At 72.4% G+C, this 16,078-nt stretch carries 11 protein-coding genes; 4 read left to right on the forward strand and 7 right to left on the reverse strand.

What is annotated here, in order from left to right; genetic code table 11:
• On the forward strand, positions 1 to 2,436 hold a 2,436-nt coding region (locus tag AB0M16_RS35330), incomplete at its 5' end, for a type I polyketide synthase (protein ID WP_365350473.1).
• A 91-nt stretch (positions 2,437 to 2,527) separates the two neighbouring features.
• Here AB0M16_RS35330 and thiO read toward each other — a convergent pair.
• The 4 genes from thiO to AB0M16_RS35350 all read right to left on the reverse strand — a co-directional run bounded on the left by thiO (position 2,528) and on the right by AB0M16_RS35350 (position 8,150).
• Positions 2,528 to 3,640 carry a glycine oxidase ThiO gene (gene thiO / locus AB0M16_RS35335; RefSeq protein WP_365350475.1) on the reverse strand — a complete coding sequence of 371 codons (1,113 nt, stop codon included), beginning with the start codon at positions 3,638 to 3,640 and terminating at the stop codon, positions 2,528 to 2,530.
• Positions 3,641 to 3,706: 66 nt separating this feature from the next.
• Positions 3,707 to 5,884, reverse strand: a complete 2,178-nt coding sequence (locus AB0M16_RS35340; protein WP_365350477.1) for a type I polyketide synthase — start codon at positions 5,882 to 5,884, stop codon at positions 3,707 to 3,709.
• Between the two features lie 7 nt (positions 5,885 to 5,891).
• Positions 5,892 to 6,467, reverse strand: a complete 576-nt coding sequence (locus AB0M16_RS35345) for an FcoT family thioesterase (RefSeq protein WP_365350479.1) — start codon at positions 6,465 to 6,467, stop codon at positions 5,892 to 5,894.
• 93 nt (positions 6,468 to 6,560) lie between these two features.
• Entirely contained in the window at positions 6,561 to 8,150 is a 1,590-nt protein-coding gene (locus AB0M16_RS35350) for an AMP-binding protein (protein ID WP_365350481.1), read from the reverse strand.
• A gap of 313 nt (positions 8,151 to 8,463) precedes the next feature.
• On the opposite strand from AB0M16_RS35350, the gene AB0M16_RS35355 reads away from it, so the two are divergent.
• On the forward strand, positions 8,464 to 9,330 hold the full coding sequence (locus AB0M16_RS35355; protein ID WP_365350483.1) for an ACP S-malonyltransferase: 867 nt from the start codon (positions 8,464 to 8,466) through the stop codon (positions 9,328 to 9,330).
• Positions 9,331 to 9,457: 127 nt separating this feature from the next.
• Here the strand turns inward: AB0M16_RS35355 and AB0M16_RS35360 are convergent, their stop codons facing one another.
• Positions 9,458 to 9,694 (reverse strand): acyl carrier protein, encoded by a 237-nt coding sequence (locus tag AB0M16_RS35360; protein WP_365350485.1) that lies wholly within the window; start codon positions 9,692 to 9,694, stop codon positions 9,458 to 9,460.
• A 107-nt stretch (positions 9,695 to 9,801) separates the two neighbouring features.
• Here AB0M16_RS35360 and AB0M16_RS35365 point away from each other — a divergent pair, with 107 nt between their 5' ends.
• Positions 9,802 to 11,313, forward strand: coding sequence for an AMP-binding protein (locus AB0M16_RS35365; RefSeq protein ID WP_365350487.1), 1,512 nt, complete (start codon positions 9,802 to 9,804; stop codon positions 11,311 to 11,313).
• Between the two features lie 30 nt (positions 11,314 to 11,343).
• Here the strand turns inward: AB0M16_RS35365 and AB0M16_RS35370 are convergent, their stop codons facing one another.
• Positions 11,344 to 11,622 (reverse strand): PqqD family protein, encoded by a 279-nt coding sequence (locus AB0M16_RS35370; RefSeq protein ID WP_365350489.1) that lies wholly within the window; start codon positions 11,620 to 11,622, stop codon positions 11,344 to 11,346.
• Between the two features lie 339 nt (positions 11,623 to 11,961).
• Between AB0M16_RS35370 and AB0M16_RS35375 the strand changes: the two genes are divergently transcribed.
• Positions 11,962 to 12,714, forward strand: coding sequence for an alpha/beta fold hydrolase (locus AB0M16_RS35375; protein WP_365350491.1), 753 nt, complete (start codon positions 11,962 to 11,964; stop codon positions 12,712 to 12,714).
• Between the two features lie 175 nt (positions 12,715 to 12,889).
• On the opposite strand, the gene AB0M16_RS35380 is transcribed toward AB0M16_RS35375, so the two are convergent.
• Complete coding sequence (locus AB0M16_RS35380) at positions 12,890 to 15,646, reverse strand: AAA family ATPase (protein WP_365350493.1); 2,757 nt, start codon at positions 15,644 to 15,646, stop codon at positions 12,890 to 12,892.
• Positions 15,647 to 16,078 lie beyond the last annotated feature (432 nt).

Consider the following 16,078-nt stretch of genomic DNA (forward strand, 5'->3'; position numbering starts at 1 on the left):
CGTCAGCGCGGGTTGTCGCCGGACGGGCGGTGCAAGGCGTTCGCGGATGCGGCGGACGGCACCGGCTGGAGTGAGGGCGTGGGTCTGCTGGTGCTGGAGCGGCTGTCGGACGCGCGTCGGAACGGGCACACGGTGCTAGCCGTGGTGCGGGGTTCCGCGGTCAATCAGGACGGTGCGTCGAACGGCCTGACGGCCCCCAACGGCCCCTCGCAGCAGCGGGTCATCCGGCAGGCACTCGCCAGCGCCGGACTGACGCCCGCGGAGATCGACGCCGTGGAGGCGCACGGGACGGGCACGACACTGGGTGACCCGATCGAGGCGCAGGCCCTGATCGCCACATACGGGCAGGACCGCGAGGACGACCGGCCGTTGTGGCTGGGGTCGTTGAAGTCCAACATCGGACACAGCCAGGCGGCTGCCGGTGTCGGTGGTGTGATCAAGATGGTCCAGGCGATGCGGCACGGGGTGCTGCCCCGGACGCTGCACGTGGACGAGCCGTCGTCGCGCGTCGACTGGGACGCGGGCGCGGTGGAACTGCTGCGGGAGAACCGTTCGTGGCCGGCGGGGGAGCGGCCCCGCAGGGCGGGTGTCTCCTCGTTCGGTATCAGCGGCACGAACGCGCACGTGATCATCGAGCAGGCCCCGGAGGCGGAGCGTGAGCCTGAGTCGGCCGGCTCTTCCGGTGGCTCGCCGTCGGTGGTGCCGTGGGTGGTGTCGGCGCGGTCGGCGGAGGGGCTGGCGGCTCAGGTGGAGCGGCTGGCCGGTTTCGTGGGCGGTCGGCCGGAGTTGTCGCCGGTCGATGTCGGCTTCTCGCTGGCGACGGGTCGTGCGGCGCTGGAGCACCGGGCTGTGGTGGTCGGCGCGGGTCGCGAGGAGCTGCTCGCGCAGCTCGGTTCGGTTCAGCCGGTGCATGCCCGCAGCGATGGCCGCACCGCCTTCGTGTTCTCGGGTCAGGGTGCTCAGCGTCTGGGGATGGGGCGTGAGCTGTATGCGTCATTCCCGGTGTTCGCCGAAGCGCTGGACGCGGTGGTTGCTGAGCTGGATGGGCATCTTGAGCGTCCGTTGCGGGAGGTGATGTGGGGTGAGGACGCCGGTCTGCTGAATCAGACGGTGTTCGCGCAGGCCGCGTTGTTCGCGGTCGAGGTGGCGCTGTTCCGGCTGGTGGAGTCGTGGGGTGTCCGGCCGGACGCTCTCGCCGGTCACTCGGTGGGGGAGATCGCTGCCGCGCACGTGTCCGGGGTGCTGTCTCTGGCGGATGCGGCGACGCTGGTGGCGGCGCGTGGGCGGTTGATGCAGGCGCTGCCGGAGGGCGGCGCGATGGTCGCCGTCGCGGCACCCGAAGCGGATGTCCTCCCGCACCTGTCCGACGGCGTCGGCATCGCGGCGGTCAACGGCCCGTCGTCGGTGGTCGTTTCGGGTGTCGAGGGCGAAGTCCTGCGGATCGCCGAGCATTTCGCCGAGCAGGGTGTTCGTACGTCGCGGCTGAAGGTCTCGCACGCCTTCCACTCCGTCCTCATGGAGCCGATGCTGGACGAGTTCCGCACGGTCCTGGACGGGCTGGCGTACGGCTCCGCCCGTATCCCGGTCGTGTCGACCGTCACGGGTGAGACGGCTGCGGAGCTGGACTCGCCCGCGTACTGGGTGCGGCAGGTGCGTGACGCGGTCCGCTTCGCCGACGCCGTCACCACCCTCACCGCCCAGGGCGTGACCCGTTTCCTGGAGATCGGCCCCGACGCCGTACTCACCCCGCTCATCGACTCCGACCACGCGATCCCGGCCCTGCGCCGAAACCAGGAGGAGCCCACCGCGCTCGTCACCGCGCTGGGTCGGCTCCACGCCGCCGGCGCGGCCGTCGACTGGACGGCCTTCTTCACTGGTGCCGGTGCCGGTGCCGGTGCCGGTGCCGGTGCCGGTGCCGATGCCGGGGCGGGTGCGCGGCGGGTCGAGCTGCCCACGTACGCGTTCGAGCACGAGCGGTACTGGCTGGCCGCGCCCGTCGCGGCCGGCGATGCGGCCGGTCTGGGGCTCGAGGCGGCGGTGCATCCGCTGCTGGCGACGGCGACGGAACTGCCGGACGGGAGTCATCTGTTCACGGGGCGGATGTCGCTGCGTGAGTACCCGTGGCTCGCGGACCACGCGATCGCGGGGGCGACGATCCTGCCCGGTACGGCCTTCGTCGAGCTGGCGCTGCACGCGGCCGAGGTCACGGGGTGCGACGAGATCGAGGAACTCATCCTGCACGCACCCCTCGTCCTGAGCACCCAGGGCAGCGCCCTCCTCCAGGTCGTGGTCGGGCCCGCCGACGGGACCGGTTCCAGGGAGCTCACGATCCGCTCCCGCGGTGAGGACGTACGGCTGTGGGTGGAGCACGCCACCGGCAGTGTCGGTCAGGCGCAGCCGGAGCCGGCCGTGTCACCGGAACACGCCGGCGTGTGACCGGTCCGAGAACGAGGCCGGCCCCGGTTCCCAGAGGGAACCGGGGCCGGCCTCGTTCTCGTGGTGCTTCGCTGTCCTGGTGCCTCAGGCCTCACCGCGGGAAGCGGTCCACCGAGAACGCCTTCGCCACGTCCAGGACCTCGCCGCTCACCAGCATCTCGGCGATCACGTCGGCCGTCACCGGGGCGAGCTGGACACCGATGCGGGAGTGCCCGGTGGCCAGCAGAAGGTCCGGTACGCACGTCTCGCCGAGCACGGGCAGCCCGTCCGGGGAGCCCGGGCGGAGGCCGGCGGCGGCCTCCGCCAGTTCGAGGCCCGCCGCGCCGGGCAGGACCGCGCGAACCTTGTCGAGGAGTTCGGCGACGCCCCCCGCGGTGACCGTCGTGTCATAGCCGCGCTCCTCGTACGTGGCGCCGACGACCAGTTCGCCGTCGGCGCGCGGGACCAGGTAGACGCCTGAGCCGCCCGCGACGGCGCGGGTGGCGCGCCGCAGGTACGGCTCCGGGGAGCGGAGCCGCAGGATCTGGCCCTTGGCCGGGGCGATCTCCGGGACGGCCCCGGACGGCAGGCCGCCGAGCAGGTGGGTCCAGCAGCCCGCGGACAGGACCGTCCGGTCGCCGTGGACCGTCGTGCCGTCGTCCAGCCGCACCCCCACGGCCCGGCCGTCGATCAGGACGTCCGTGACGCGTCTGCGGATCAGCGTGCCGCCGCGCGCGCTGACGGCTGCCAGCAGGGAGGCCGTCAGCTCGCGGGGATTGACGGCGCCGTCGTCCGGGGAGAGCAGTCCGCCGCGTACCGTCGGCGCGAGCGTGGGCTCGAGCTCGCGGCACTGACGGGCGTCCAGGGATTCGACGGTGACGCCGACGGACTCGACGAAACGGTGGAGGCCGCCGAGGACGTCGAGGCTCTCGTCATCGAGGGCGACGTCGAGGAGGCCGTCCCGGCGGTAGCCCGTGGGCACCCCTGAGACGGCCTCCAGCTCCTCGACGAAGGACGGGTACCGCTCCCTGGAGGCCAGGCACAGCCGGAGGAGGTCCTCCTGGGAGTAGAGCAGTTCGTTGGCCGGAGGGAGCATGCCGGCGGAGACGTGCGACGCCTTGCTCGCCGGTTCGGGGTCGACGACCGTCACCCCGAGGCCCCGTTCCAGTGATCGCCAGGCGATGCCCAGCCCGATCACTCCGCCACCGACGATGACCACGTGCATGATCGGCTCCTTCCGCTCCCCGGAGCGCTCCGCGGAGCGCTCTGCGGGAGTCCGTGCGGTGGTGGGTCACCGCAGCAATCTGGTGAGGTGTCTGCCGAGCTCGGCAGGCGTCGGGTGGTCGAAGGGGAGGGTGGCCGGCAGCTTGAGGCCGGTCACCGCGGACAGCCGGCGGCCCAGCTCCAGGCTGGTGAGCGAGTCGAAGCCCAGGTCGGCCAGTTCCCGTTCGGCGTCGATGGCGTCGGCGGACTCGTGCCCGAGGGCCGAGGCGACCTGCGCGCGGACGAACTTGACGATCGCCGGCTCCCATTCGGCAGCGGGCAGCTGCGCGAGCCCCTCGCGGAAGGCCAGGGCCTCGTCCGCGCGGGCGGTGGCGGAGCGCCGGCCGGCGGGCCGCGACGCGAGGTCCGCCATCATCTCGGGCAGCATGGAGGTGCCCGCCGCGAGCGTGGCGTCGTTGAGCCGTACGGGCACCAGCAGCGCCTCGTCGCGCCCCCGGCTGGCGTCGAGGAGGGCGAGGCCCTCCTCGGGGGTCATCGCGGCCAGGCCGTAGCGGGCCATGCGGCTCAGGTCGGCCGAGCCGAGCTCGTTGGCCATGCCGTCGTCCCAGAGGCCCCAGGCGAGCGAGACGCCGCGGAGCCCGGACGCCTTGCGATGCTGCGCGAGGCCGTCCAGGAAGGCGTTGGCCGCCGCGTAGTTGGCCTGCCCGGCTCCGCCGAGGAGCCCGGAGACGGAGGAGAACAGGACGAGTTCGCAGCCCGGCAGGTCGCGGGTCACCTCGTGCAGGTTGAGCGCGGCGTCCACCTTGGGGAGGAAGACCTGCTCGAACTTGCGGGGCGTGAGGCCCGTGACCGTACCGTCGGCGATGACACCGGCGCTGTGCAGCACCGCGGTGAGCGGGTGCTCCGGAGGGATCCCGGCCAGCACCCGTTCGAGGTCGGACCTGGAGCGTGCGTCGCCCGCGGCCACCGTCACATGGGCGCCGAGGGCGGTGAGTTCGGCCGCGAGGCGGGCCGCGCCGGGCGCGGCCGGGCCGCGACGGCTGAGCAGGACGAGCCGGGACACCTTGTGCCGCTCCACCAGGTGGCGCGCGGTCAGGGAGCCGAGTGAACCGGTGCCCCCGGTGATGAGGACGGTGCCCCGCGGATCCCATGCCTCCGTCGCGCGCGGCCGCGCGGCGGGGGAGCGGGCCAGCCGGGGGCGCAGCGGCGTGTTGTGGCGCAGGGCGATCTGGGGGACCGCGGCGCCGACCGCCGAGACGAAAGCCGGCCCGTACGCCTCCGAGTCGTCGAGGTCCACGAGGAAGAACCGGTCGGGGTGCTCGGTCTGGGCGCTGCGGACCAGGCCCCACAGGGCGGCGCCCGGCAGGTCGGAGCAGTCGTCCGCGGCCGTGGCGGCGACCGCGCCGCGGGTGACGAACACCAGACGGGAGGAGGCGAGCCGCTCGTCCCGCAGCCACTCCTGGACGAGGATCAGCGCGCGCTGGGTCGCGGCGCGTACGGCGGCGGCTCCCTCGGACTCGTCGGTGCAGGACAGCAGGAGGACGTCGGGAACGGGGTCGGCGTTGCGCAGCCCCGCGTCGAGCGAGCGCAGTGTCTGGTAGGTGCTGAAGGGGCGCTTGGCGGCCTTGAGCGCGCCGGTCAGGCCCAGGTGGTCGGTGCCGAGGAAGGCCCAGTGCTCCTCGTCCGCCGCCGTGGACCGCCGGGCCGGGAGGCGCTTCCACTCCAGGCGCAGGAGCCGGCCGTTCTGTCCGGCGGCGGCGCCGAGCTGTTCCGGGCTCACCGGGCGGAGTGCCAGGGAGCCGACCGACACCACCGCGCGGCCGGCGGAGTCGACCGCGGACAGCGACAGGGAGTTCTTGCCGTCGGGCCTGATGTGGACCCGCATCGCGTCGGCGCCCGGCCGGTGCACGCGCACCCGGCGCAGGGCGAAGGGCAGGAAGAGCCCGTCCTCGTCGTCGAGGACGGGCCGGAGCGCGGCGTGCAGCGCCGAGTCGAAGAGTGCGGGGTGGACGTGGAAGGACTCCGGCTTCGCGGAGGCCGCCGCGGCGTCGAGTTCCACGTCGGCGTAGACGTCGTCGCCGCTGGACCACGCGGCGCGCAGCCCCCGGAACGCCTCGCCGTACTGGAAGCCCCGCCCGGCGAGGCGGGTGTAGAAGTCGGCGGTGTCCCAGGCGTCGCCGGGCGGGGGCCAGGCCCCCGGGGCGGCGCCGTCCTGGCGCGCGGTCACCTCGTCGGGATGGCTCATCCGGGCCTCACATCCCGTCAAGGGCAGGAGGATTGGTGATGGCCACGCTGATCTCGCCGTGGGCGTCGCCGCCGTGCTCGTCCCAGTAGCGGCACTTGGTGCGGACGACGACGAGCGGATCGCGTATGTCGCTGCCCTCCCAGGCCACGATCTCGACGATCTCCATCTCGCCGCGGAAGAACCGGCCGCGCATCTGGACGCGGAAGTGGCTGCTGAAGTCGGTGATCAGGATGTCACCGAGCTGCCGGTTCCAGAAGTCCTCCAGCGACCAGTCGGAGAACGGGTGGACCAGCCCTTCCTTCACCGATTTGGCGATGAGGAAGTAGGCCATCTGATTGTAGCAGATGTTGAATTCGACCGAGTTGAAATGCCCCGTGTCGTCGATGTAGCAGGACTCGGGGATCTCGAAGCGGCAAGAGGCGGTGAGTCGCAGGTCGTCCGGATTCTCTCCGTCGACCCCGACCACCGCCTCTTTCAGATAGACGCAGTTCTTCGACTTGTACGGACCCATGACCCGGTCGAGAAGTTCCTCGTCGGTCGGGTATTCCCTCGCTCGCGTAGGCGCGACTGCCAGACCATCCATGGGCGTCAAGGTAATGGCGGGACGAATCGTCCTGAACCCCTAACCGCCCCTAAGGAGGCGGTGGACGCGGGGTTTCCGGCGGGCCGCGGGGCCTCAGACCCCGGCGCCGCGGAGAAGGGCGGCGCGGTCGGTCTTCCCGTTGGCGGTGACCGGGAATTCGGGCAGGACGCGCAGTCGGCGGGGGATCATGTACTCGGGCAGGGTCTCGGCGCAGAACGCCCGCAGCCGCACGAGCCGGACCTCGGCCGCTCCGGGAGCCGGCACCACGAAGGCGCTCAGCTCGGCGTCCCCGCCGCGCCCGGGGGAGACCAGGACGACCGCCGCCGCGACCCCCGGGTACTCCTGTATCCGGCGCTCGACCTCGCCGAGCTCGACGCGGTTGCCGCGGATCTGCACCTGGGAGTCGGTGCGGCTGATGAAGTACAGCTCCCCGTTCTCGCCCTTGTACGCGCGGTCTCCGGTGCGCAGCACGAGCTGGCCGGACGCGGGGGAGAGCGGGTCCGGCACGAGCGTCGCGCGGGTGGCCTCCGGGTCGCCCCAGTAGCCGGAGAACAGCGCGGGGCTGCGGAGGTGGATCTCCCCGGGGGTGCCGGGCCGTTCGATCACCCGGCCCTCCTCGTCGAGGATGTGCATCTCCGCACCCGGGTGGGCATGGCCGATCGAGAGCCGCTCCAGGTCCGCGGGCAGCGGGTCGGGCACGTCCGTGAGGGAGGCGGCCATCGACTCGGTGGCCCCGTACAGGTTGACGATGCGCCGGCCGGGCAGCAGCTTCTGGAGCTCGCGCAGCTCCGCGAGCGGGAAGTCCTCGCCGGAGAACACGACCACCCGGAGCAGGTCGAGCCCGGCCAGCAGTTCCGGCTCGTACCGGGTCAGCGGACGCCAGATGGAGGGCACGCCCTGGACCTGGGTGACCTCGGCGTCCCGGAGGAAGTCGGCGAAGCGGCGCGGGAAGTCGAGGGAGTCGCGCGGTACGGGGACCGCGGTCGCTCCCGCGCTGAGCGCGAGGGCGATGCCGCCGAGGCAGAAGTCGAAGTGGAAGGGGGAGGCGATGGCGACCCGCTCGTGGGGCTCGATGATCCCCTGGGCGTGGACCCCGCGGTAGAAGGCGATGTTGGCGCGGTGGCTCATCACCACGCCCTTGGGGCGACCGGTGGTGCCCGAGGTGAAGACGATGTACGCGGGATCGGTGCCGACGACCTGCCGGCGGCTGCGGACCCGGGGGACGGGCCGGCGCTCCACCGTCACGCCGTCCGGGCCGAAGCGGGCGGTGCCGAGGTCCTCGGGGAGGTCCTCGCGGGTGCCGTCGGCGGCCTGGAGGAACAGCGACGGCGTCGCCGTCTCGATGATCGTCCGGATCCGCCGGGGCGGGGTGTCGGGGCTCGTGGGGATGAAGGGCAGGCCCAGCGAGGCGCAGGCGAGGAAGGCCGCGACGGCGTCGGCGGTGGCGCGTGCCTCCAGCATCACGCGGTCACCGACGTCGAGGCCCAGGGCCTCCAGGGCGGCGGCGTAGTCGTCGGTGCGTTCCTCCAGCTGCCGGTAGGAGACGGAGCGCAGGCCGCCGTCGGCCGTGGCCTCGACGATCGCCGGCTTGTCCGGCGTCAGCGCCCCGGCCGCCAGCAGATAGGTGCGCAGATTGTCGGCGTGGCCGTCCGTACGGACGGAATGGAGTGGCTGCGAACTCATGTCGCTCTTCCTCACGGGAGGGAAGGAAACGGGGGCCGTGAACGGCGGGAAATCCGGGTCCATTGGCAATGACCAGTCTCCTATCACGACGCGTTCGGTCCCGGCCAGCGGACGTTGGGGGGTGAATGGGCTCCCTAGGGGCCGGTAGGGGTTAGGAGGCCGGTGCGGCCGACTCCACAATTGCAGGGCTTGACGCCAGGAGATCCTTTTCGTGGAGGGACGCCGGACACTTATGAATGCTGACGCTCGTACCGGAACGGCGACCATATTCCCGGGAATAGGTCCGTCCACCTTCCAGGACGTCGCGAAGTTCATGATGATCAATCCGTTCGCCCGGAGCCTCGTGCGGGAGGCCGACCAGGTGCTCGGGTATTCGCTCGTCGACGCCTACCGGGAGGACCAGGAGGAGTACAGCGACGTCTCCCGGGTCGCGTTCCTGGTCAACTGCCTGGCCCTGGCCGCCTGGGCCGAGGAGGAGTACGGGATCCGGGCGGAGTTCTGTGCCGGGCCCAGCTTCGGCGGGACGCCGGCCGCGGTCGCCTCGGGCGCCCTGGCCTTCCCCGACGCCGTGCGGATGACCGCGGAATGGGGGCGCCACCTCAGGGAGTACTTCGTCCGCGAACACCAGGACGTGGTGACCCAGTCCGTCGCCCGCACCTCCATGGAGACGATCCAGGAGGTGCTGGCGGAGCTGGACGAGCGCGGCGAGTGGGGCGACATCGCCTGCTACGTCGACGAGGCCTTCTACATGGTGTCGGTGCGCCGCAGCAGCCTCGAACGGCTCCAGCAGCGGCTCCGTGACGCGGGCTCCCTGCCGTTGTACGTCATGAGCCCGCCCATGCACTCCAGCGGCTTCGCCCCGCTGCGCGACCGGATGGAGAACGAACTGGTCGGCGGCATCCCGTTCGCCGATCCGACGGTCCCGGTGGTCTCCGACCACGACGGCGCCCTGCTGAGGACCGGGGAGGAGGTCCGCACCCTGCTCCTGGACGCGATCGTCCGGCCGGTGCGCTGGCCCCTGGCCGTCGAAACGCTCGCGCGGCTGGGCGTCGGGAAGGTCTGCGTGGCGGGCCAGGACGCCCTGTGGGGCCGGGTGGCCTGTGTGACCCGCACCTTCGAGGTCGTCCCGGTCAAGCCGGCCACCGCGCTGCGGCCGAGGCGGCGCTCCGCGGTCGCCTGACCGGCGCGACGAAGCGACCCCGGAGACCCCCGGGCCGACCGAGGCCGATCCGCCAGATCCGCCATATCCGCTGGATCCGCCCGATCCGCCTGGTCCACCTGGTCCGGCGTGATCCGAAGGACCGGTCCTAGCGCAGCTCGTCCAGCGTCGCCCAGAGCCGATCGGGGGTGGCGAAGTTCTCCACCGCGAGCGCGTCGCCCACGAACTTGACCTCGTACGCGCGCTCCAGTTCCGCGAGCAGCCCGACCGTCTCCAGGGAGTCCAGGCCGAAGTCGCGCAGTGTCAGGTCCCCTTCCAGCTTCTCGTCCTCCTCGAGGAACGGGAGGAACCGGCGCAGTATCTCCTCGAAACGCTCATCCCACATCGCGGCCTCATTCCTCTCGGTTTCCGCAGCTTCCGTGCGCGTCCACCAACCAACCCCCGGGACGGCACGGGAACAACCCCTACCGGCCCCTCCTGCGAAGGGAAACCATGAACGGCACTTCGAGGCACGCGCTGCACGCGCGCTTCCTGAGCGGCGTGGCGGGCCACCCCGGCCGGCCGGCGATCCGGGTGGGCACCGACACGGTGCGGTACGACGAGGCGTACGAGCTGGCGCTCGGCTGGGCGGGCTCGCTCCTGGCGGCGACGGCGGAGCGCCCCCGGGCCGTCGCCGTACTGGCCGGAAAGGGCGTGTGCGCGTACGTGGGCGTCCTGGCGGCCCTCTTCACCGGCGCCGCGGTCGTCCCGATGCACCCCGACCTTCCCGTCTCCCGCGTCAGGGAGATGCTCCGGGCCTCCGGCGCCTCCGTCGTCCTCGCCGACGAGCGCGGCGCCGCGGTGCTCGCGGAGACCGGGCTCGCCCTGCCGGTGGTGCCGGCCGAACGCGGTCGGGCGCGCGGGGAACGGGGTGCCCTCGACGCACCCGTGGAAGTGCTGCCCTCGGACACCGCCTACGTCCTCTTCACGTCCGGCTCCACCGGACGCCCCAAGGGCGTGCCCCTCACCCACAACAACTTCCGTCACTACTTCGCCGTCACGGATGAGCGGTACGACTTCCACGCCGAGGACGTCTTCTCCCAGGTGCTCGAACTGAACTTCGACTGCGCCGTCTTCGAGCTGTTCTCGGCCTGGGGCGCGGGTGCCACGGTCTGCCACGTGCCCGCGGGCGCCTACCTGGACCTGCCGGCCTTCATGGCCGAGCGCCAGGTGTCCGTGTGGTTCTCCACCCCCAGCGCCATCGGCCTGGTCCGGCGGATGGGCGGACTCACCGAGGGGGCGATGCCCTCCCTGCGGTGGAGCTTCTTCGCCGGAGAGGCGCTGAAGTGCGCCGACGTCGTGGCCTGGCAGGCCGCCGCCAAGGCATCGGAGATCGAGAACCTCTACGGCCCCGCCGAGCTCACCCTCACCATCACCGGGCACCGCTGGCAGCCGGACCTCTCCCAGCGCCTGGCGGTCAGCGGCATCGTGCCGATCGGCGCCGTCCACCCCGGCCACGACACCCTGCTCCTCGGCCCGGACGGCGAGGCGGCGACGACGGAGGGCGAGCTCTGCGTCAGCGGTCCGCAGGCGGCAGCGGGCTATCTCGACCCCGCCGACGACGAGGGCCGCTTCGTGGAGCGCGACTCCGTGCGCTGGTACCGCACCGGGGACCGGGTCCGGCTGCTGGCCGACGGCGAACTGGCCTACCTCGGGCGCGGTGACAGCCAGGTCCAGATCCAGGGGATGCGCGTCGAGCTCCCCGAGGTCGACCACGCCGTCCGTGCCTGCCCCGGAGTGACCGACGCCGTCACGGTGACCCGGACGACCGACGCCGGGCTCGAACTCGTCGTGTTCTACACGGGAACGGCCCAGCCGCCCCGCGACCTGCTCAAGGCACTGCGCGGCACCCTGCCCGAGGGCTCGGTGCCCAAGGACTTCCGGCACCTGGACGAGTTCCCCCTGAACCCGAACCGCAAGGTCGACCGGCTCCGGCTCGCCGCGCTCGCCGGTCGGCCCCGCTGAGCGGCCGGACGTCCCGCCCGAAATCCGGTGTCAGTGCTGGACGTCGAGGAAGCCGCCGCCGCACAGGGAGTCGACCAGGTGCTCCATGTCGGCCCGCACACGTGCCGCGTCGGAGCCCCATAAGTCGGCCAGCATGTCGGCGGCGGCATGACACTCGCCGTCGTGCCGCCGCAGGGCGATCCACATCGCCGTGGCCTCCGTGTCGCAGACGCACTCGGCGGCCGTCTGCTCGGAGAACAGCCGCAACGTCCCGTCGGCGAAGACGGTCGCCCGTACCCCTGCTCGCGACTTGACCCGCTTGACCCGCATCTGCGCGCCCTTCCCCCACGGTCCTCGGACTGGTTTCCCGCTCCCTCTACCCGGGCCCGGCGCGGGCGACGCCGGACGGCGGGAGATCTGGCCGATTCCAGCGAATTCCAAGTAAAGCGAGAACTTGTGCGCATAGTCCTCCCGATGAACGAGGAGGCACGTACAGCGTCGCCCGTCGCGCGCCGCCCCGCCCCGTCCCGCCCGCCCCTACATCTCCCTTAGGGGTGGAGGCGGGGACCCCGCACGGATGGAATGGACACCGAACCGCCGACCCCGGCGCCCGGCCCGCCATGGGTGACCCGGAGCGCGGCGGTCGGCCAGCGAGGAAGGTTGACGAGGATGACCGGACTGTCCACCCAGAGCAGCGCGTGGGTTCGCCGCTTCCACCGGAAGGACGCCCCCGAGACCCGGCTGATCTGCTTCCCGCACGCCGGCGGATCGGCGACGTACTTCTTCCCGGTCTCCCAGGGGATGCCGTCGTCGGTCGAGGTGCTCGCCCTGCAGTACCCCGGGCGGCAGGAGCGCCGCACCGAGCCGTGCGTCGAGGACCTCCACGTCCTCGCGGACCTCGTGCACGAGGAGCTGCGCCCGTGGGTGGACCGGCCGTTCGCCCTCTTCGGGCACAGCATGGGGGCCTCCCTGGCCTTCGAGGTCGCCCGCCGCCTGGAGGCGGACGGCATCGTGCCCCAGGCGGTGTTCGCCAGTGGGCGGCGGGCCCCCTCGCGCTTCCGGGACGAGCGGGTGCACCTGATGGACGACGCCACGCTGATCGCGGACCTGAAGCGGTTGGCGGGCACCGATCCCCGGATGCTCGGAGAGGAGGAGGTCCTGCGGATGATCCTGCCGGCGCTGCGCAGCGACTACACGGCCGCGGAGACGTACCGGGTGCGCCCCGGGCGGAAGCTGGCGGCGCCGGTCCTCGTCTTCACGGGAGCGGACGACCCGCAGGTCACCCTCGACGAGGCCAACGCCTGGAGCGAGCACACCACGGCCGAGTTCCGGCTGCGTGTCCTGCCCGGCGGGCACTTCTTCCTCAACGACCACGGTGCGGAGCTGATGAAGGAGTTCACGGCGGTGCTCGCCCGCGCCTGAACGCCTGACCCGCTGCCGTACGACGAGGCCGACGGCGGACGCGCGGAGCGTCCGTCGTCGGCCTCGTCCTTGCCCCGGTCCCGCCCGCGACGGCCCCGGGCCGGCCTCGGTCACGACGGACGCCGCCGTGACCGCTCGGAACTGCCGGGCCGTCACGGCGGGCACGGTTGCCGCACTAGGAGGCGAAGGTCGCCTGGAGCTCGTGCCGGTGGCGGATGTTGAGCTTGCGGTAGACCCGGGTGAGGTGCTGCTCGACCGTGCTGACCGTGATGTACAGCTTGTTGGAGATCTCGCGGTTGCTGTAGCCCTGGGCGGCGAGCGAGGTCACCCGCAGCTCGGCCTCGGAGAGCAGGCCGGCCTTCTTGCCCTCGGCCCGGTGCAGGCTCCGGGGCTGCGCCGGGACGGTGCCGGACGGCTTGGGGCGCAGCGAGGACTGCAGCGCGTCGGCACCGCACTCGTTGGCCGTGTGCCACGCCTGGCGGACGATGAGGCGGGCCTGCCCGGTCGCGCTGTGCCGCTGGTGCGCCCGCCCCAGGTCGGCGAGGGTGAGGGCCACCTCGTAGCGGTCCCCGACGGACTGCAGGAGGTCCAGCGCCCTGCCGAGGATCTCCAGGCGCTGGGACGGGGGACGCGTGGCCGCCTGCGCCCGCAGGGCCATGCCCTGGGTGCGGGCCGGGGCCTCGCCGACCGACGCCAGGTGCTCGTCGGCGATCTTGACGGCGCGTTCGCGCTGCCCGCGCTGGAGCCAGCACTCGACGAGGCCGATCCGCCAGGGCGCCAGGGCGGCGCAGTCCAGGGCCCAGTCGCGCGCCTTCTTCCCGCAGAGGGTGAAGTCGGCGAGGGCGGCGTCGAGGTAGCCGGTCGCGAGGTGGTGGCGGCCCCGCGCGTACAGGTAGTGCAGGCCGAAGCGGGTCTGGAGCATGGCCTCGGGCACCGGCTTGTTGACCAGCGCGCCGGCCGCGGCGTGGTCCCCGATGGCGGTGTGCGCCTCGATCGCGGTGGCGAGCGGCAGCCCGATCTCGACCCCCCAGGCCTCCTCGGTCATGCTGGCCAGCGCCGCTTCCGCGGTCTCGGCGGCGGTGGGCAGGGCGCCCTGGCGCAGCGCGATCAGGGCCTGCACCGAGGTGAGCAGGGCGCTCCAGGTGGGGGAGCGCCGGTCGGCGATCGCGGCCTGGAGCCGGGCGCACCGGGTCTCGGCCGCCTTGAGTCGATCCGCGTAGACCAGCGTCATGACGGCGGACACGTGCGTGTGGATGGTGTCGTCGTCGACCGGGGTGTTCTGCAGGAGCCGTTCCGTCTCGGCGACCAGGGTGTCGTCGGCGCCCTTGGTCAGGACGACCCACAGCGCGTGGTTCGAGGTCAGCCGAGGCTGGCCGATCGCCTGGGCGGGCGTGCGGTGCGGCACGAGGGCCGGCTCGAGCTCCGGCTCCAGCAGGGTGGACACCCCGGGGTAGGTGGAGGCCAGCCACAGACGGGCCACGGCGACCTCCAGGGCGAGGGCCGCGCAGTCGCCGGACTGGGCGTGGAAGACCCGCCTGAGGATCTCGACGGCGTCGTCGACCATGCCCCGCATCAGGAGCGTGTGGGCGACCTTGATGCTGGCGACGCCGGGCAGTTCGGCGGTCTTCGCCGGTGTGGCGAGGTTCAGGAGCAGCCGGTCCGCGGCTTCGGGTCTGTCGCGCCACATGACCCGGGCCAGCGTGGTCTGGATCCGCCGCCGCTGCTCCTCGTCGGTGCAGCCGGTCTCGGCGAGTTGCAGACAGCGGGCGGCGAGCGGCACGTCGTCGGTGGTGAGCGCCTGGCGCGCGGCGTCCATGAGGAGTCGCGTGGCCCAGTCCTCGCGGGGGAACCCGCCGGCGAGGAGGTGGGGGGCGACGACCATGGCGGGCGCGCCGTGGCCGCGCAGGAGGAGCCCGGCCCGCTGGTGGAGCCGGATGCGCTCGGCCGGCGGGATGTCGTCCAGGACGGCCGCCCGGATCGCGGGGTGCCGGAAGCGGAGCCCGGTGATGAGCCGGGACTCGCGCAGCAGCTTCAGGGCGGAGACGACGGCCCATTCCTCCAGTCCGACCAGTTCCCAGAGGAGGGACAGGGAGGCGGCGCCGTCGATCATCGCGATCCCGCGGGCCACCAGGAGGGCGTCCGCACCGCTGCGGTGCACGCAGGCGGCCGAGGCCTCGCGGAAGGCGAGGCCGGCGACCAGTTCGGCGTCGGTGTCGTCCGGGTCCGCGTCGGCCGTGGACCGGTCGCTGAGGAGGGCCTGGACGAGCAGCGGATTGCCCCCGCTGGCCCGGGCGATCTGGGGGGCGCAGCGCTCGGCGGTGGCCTCGTCGAAGCGGTCGGCGACCGTGGCGGCGACGTCCTGCTCGTCGAGCGCCCCCAGCCTGAGGTGATGGACGCCCGGCCGGCACATCAGCTCGGCCAGGGCGCTCTGACGCTCCGCCATGCCCGTGACGCCGTAGGTGAGGACGATGACGACAGGGATCGGGCGGCAGCGCCGGATCAGGTACAGCAGACACTCCAGAGACTGCGGGTCGGAGTGCTGGACGTCGTCGACGCACAGGACGACCGGACGCTCCGCGCTCAGCAGGGCGAGGAGCCGGTGCGCGGCGTGCATCACCCGACTCGGCGCCGCCGCCGGATCGGAGAGCAGGTCGAGTAAGGCGGTGGTCCCCTGGGGTGCGTCGGCCCCGGCGCTCAGGGCGCTCTGGAAGAGCTGCGCCACCACCGAGTACGGGAACCCGCTCTCCGCCCGGGACGCGACGGCGGTGAGCACGGTGTGGCCCCGGGCCGCCGCCTGCTCGGCGAACGTGTCGAGCAGCGCGGTCTTGCCGAAGCCGACCGCACCGCTGATGATCCCTGTCGCGCCTCGCCCTTCGGAGCACCTGGCGAGCAGGCACTTCAGCGGGTCCAGTAGTTGATCACGCTCATGCATGAACGAAAACCTCTCCAGCCGTTCCCCATTGCGGCCTTCCGCTACCGTCCAGATGAGGGTCTGGAGGCGGGCAGCGGAACGGGAGGCGGGTCAATCGCGCGCTTCGCATGGTGTGTGCGTGCGCTCAAGAGATTGCCCATGATTGTTGACATTCTGACCGATCGAGCGCCCCCCGTGATGCATCTCGGACACTTTCATCCTGACGCGATCGCATCAAGTCTCGACTCGAAGCTTTTACAATCCTTGGCTTGATCGGGAAGGGATCCCATAAGGCCAGGCCGGAGGCTACTCGCGGGTTTGGTTCTTCGCCCGGAAAGTCGTTGACGGACTGTCAACAGTGCCCCGGCGCAGTGAACTTCACACATCTGCAGCTGCGAACCCGCCATCAGGCGCCGTGGTGGCGGATCCGGTGGCCGGCCGGGGGTCGGTGTC

Source organism: Streptomyces sp. NPDC051921 (assembly GCF_040680975.1).
Lineage (GTDB): Bacteria > Actinomycetota > Actinomycetes > Streptomycetales > Streptomycetaceae > Streptomyces.

What these genes read in the sequence shown, in the direction of transcription:
- AB0M16_RS35340 (WP_365350477.1), bottom strand. Translation starts at nt 5,884, where the DNA reads ATGAGCCATCCCGACGAGGTGACCGCGCGCCAGGACGGCGCCGCCCCG.
- AB0M16_RS35370 (WP_365350489.1), bottom strand. Translation starts at nt 11,622, where the DNA reads ATGCGGGTCAAGCGGGTCAAGTCGCGAGCAGGGGTACGGGCGACCGTC.
- thiO (WP_365350475.1), bottom strand. Translation starts at nt 3,640, where the DNA reads ATGCACGTGGTCATCGTCGGTGGCGGAGTGATCGGGCTGGGCATCGCC.
- AB0M16_RS35375 (WP_365350491.1), top strand. Translation starts at nt 11,962, where the DNA reads ATGACCGGACTGTCCACCCAGAGCAGCGCGTGGGTTCGCCGCTTCCAC.
- AB0M16_RS35365 (WP_365350487.1), top strand. Translation starts at nt 9,802, where the DNA reads ATGAACGGCACTTCGAGGCACGCGCTGCACGCGCGCTTCCTGAGCGGC.
- AB0M16_RS35360 (WP_365350485.1), bottom strand. Translation starts at nt 9,694, where the DNA reads ATGTGGGATGAGCGTTTCGAGGAGATACTGCGCCGGTTCCTCCCGTTC.
- AB0M16_RS35380 (WP_365350493.1), bottom strand. Translation starts at nt 15,646, where the DNA reads ATGCATGAGCGTGATCAACTACTGGACCCGCTGAAGTGCCTGCTCGCC.
- AB0M16_RS35350 (WP_365350481.1), bottom strand. Translation starts at nt 8,150, where the DNA reads ATGAGTTCGCAGCCACTCCATTCCGTCCGTACGGACGGCCACGCCGAC.
- AB0M16_RS35345 (WP_365350479.1), bottom strand. Translation starts at nt 6,467, where the DNA reads ATGGATGGTCTGGCAGTCGCGCCTACGCGAGCGAGGGAATACCCGACC.
- AB0M16_RS35355 (WP_365350483.1), top strand. Translation starts at nt 8,464, where the DNA reads ATGATGATCAATCCGTTCGCCCGGAGCCTCGTGCGGGAGGCCGACCAG.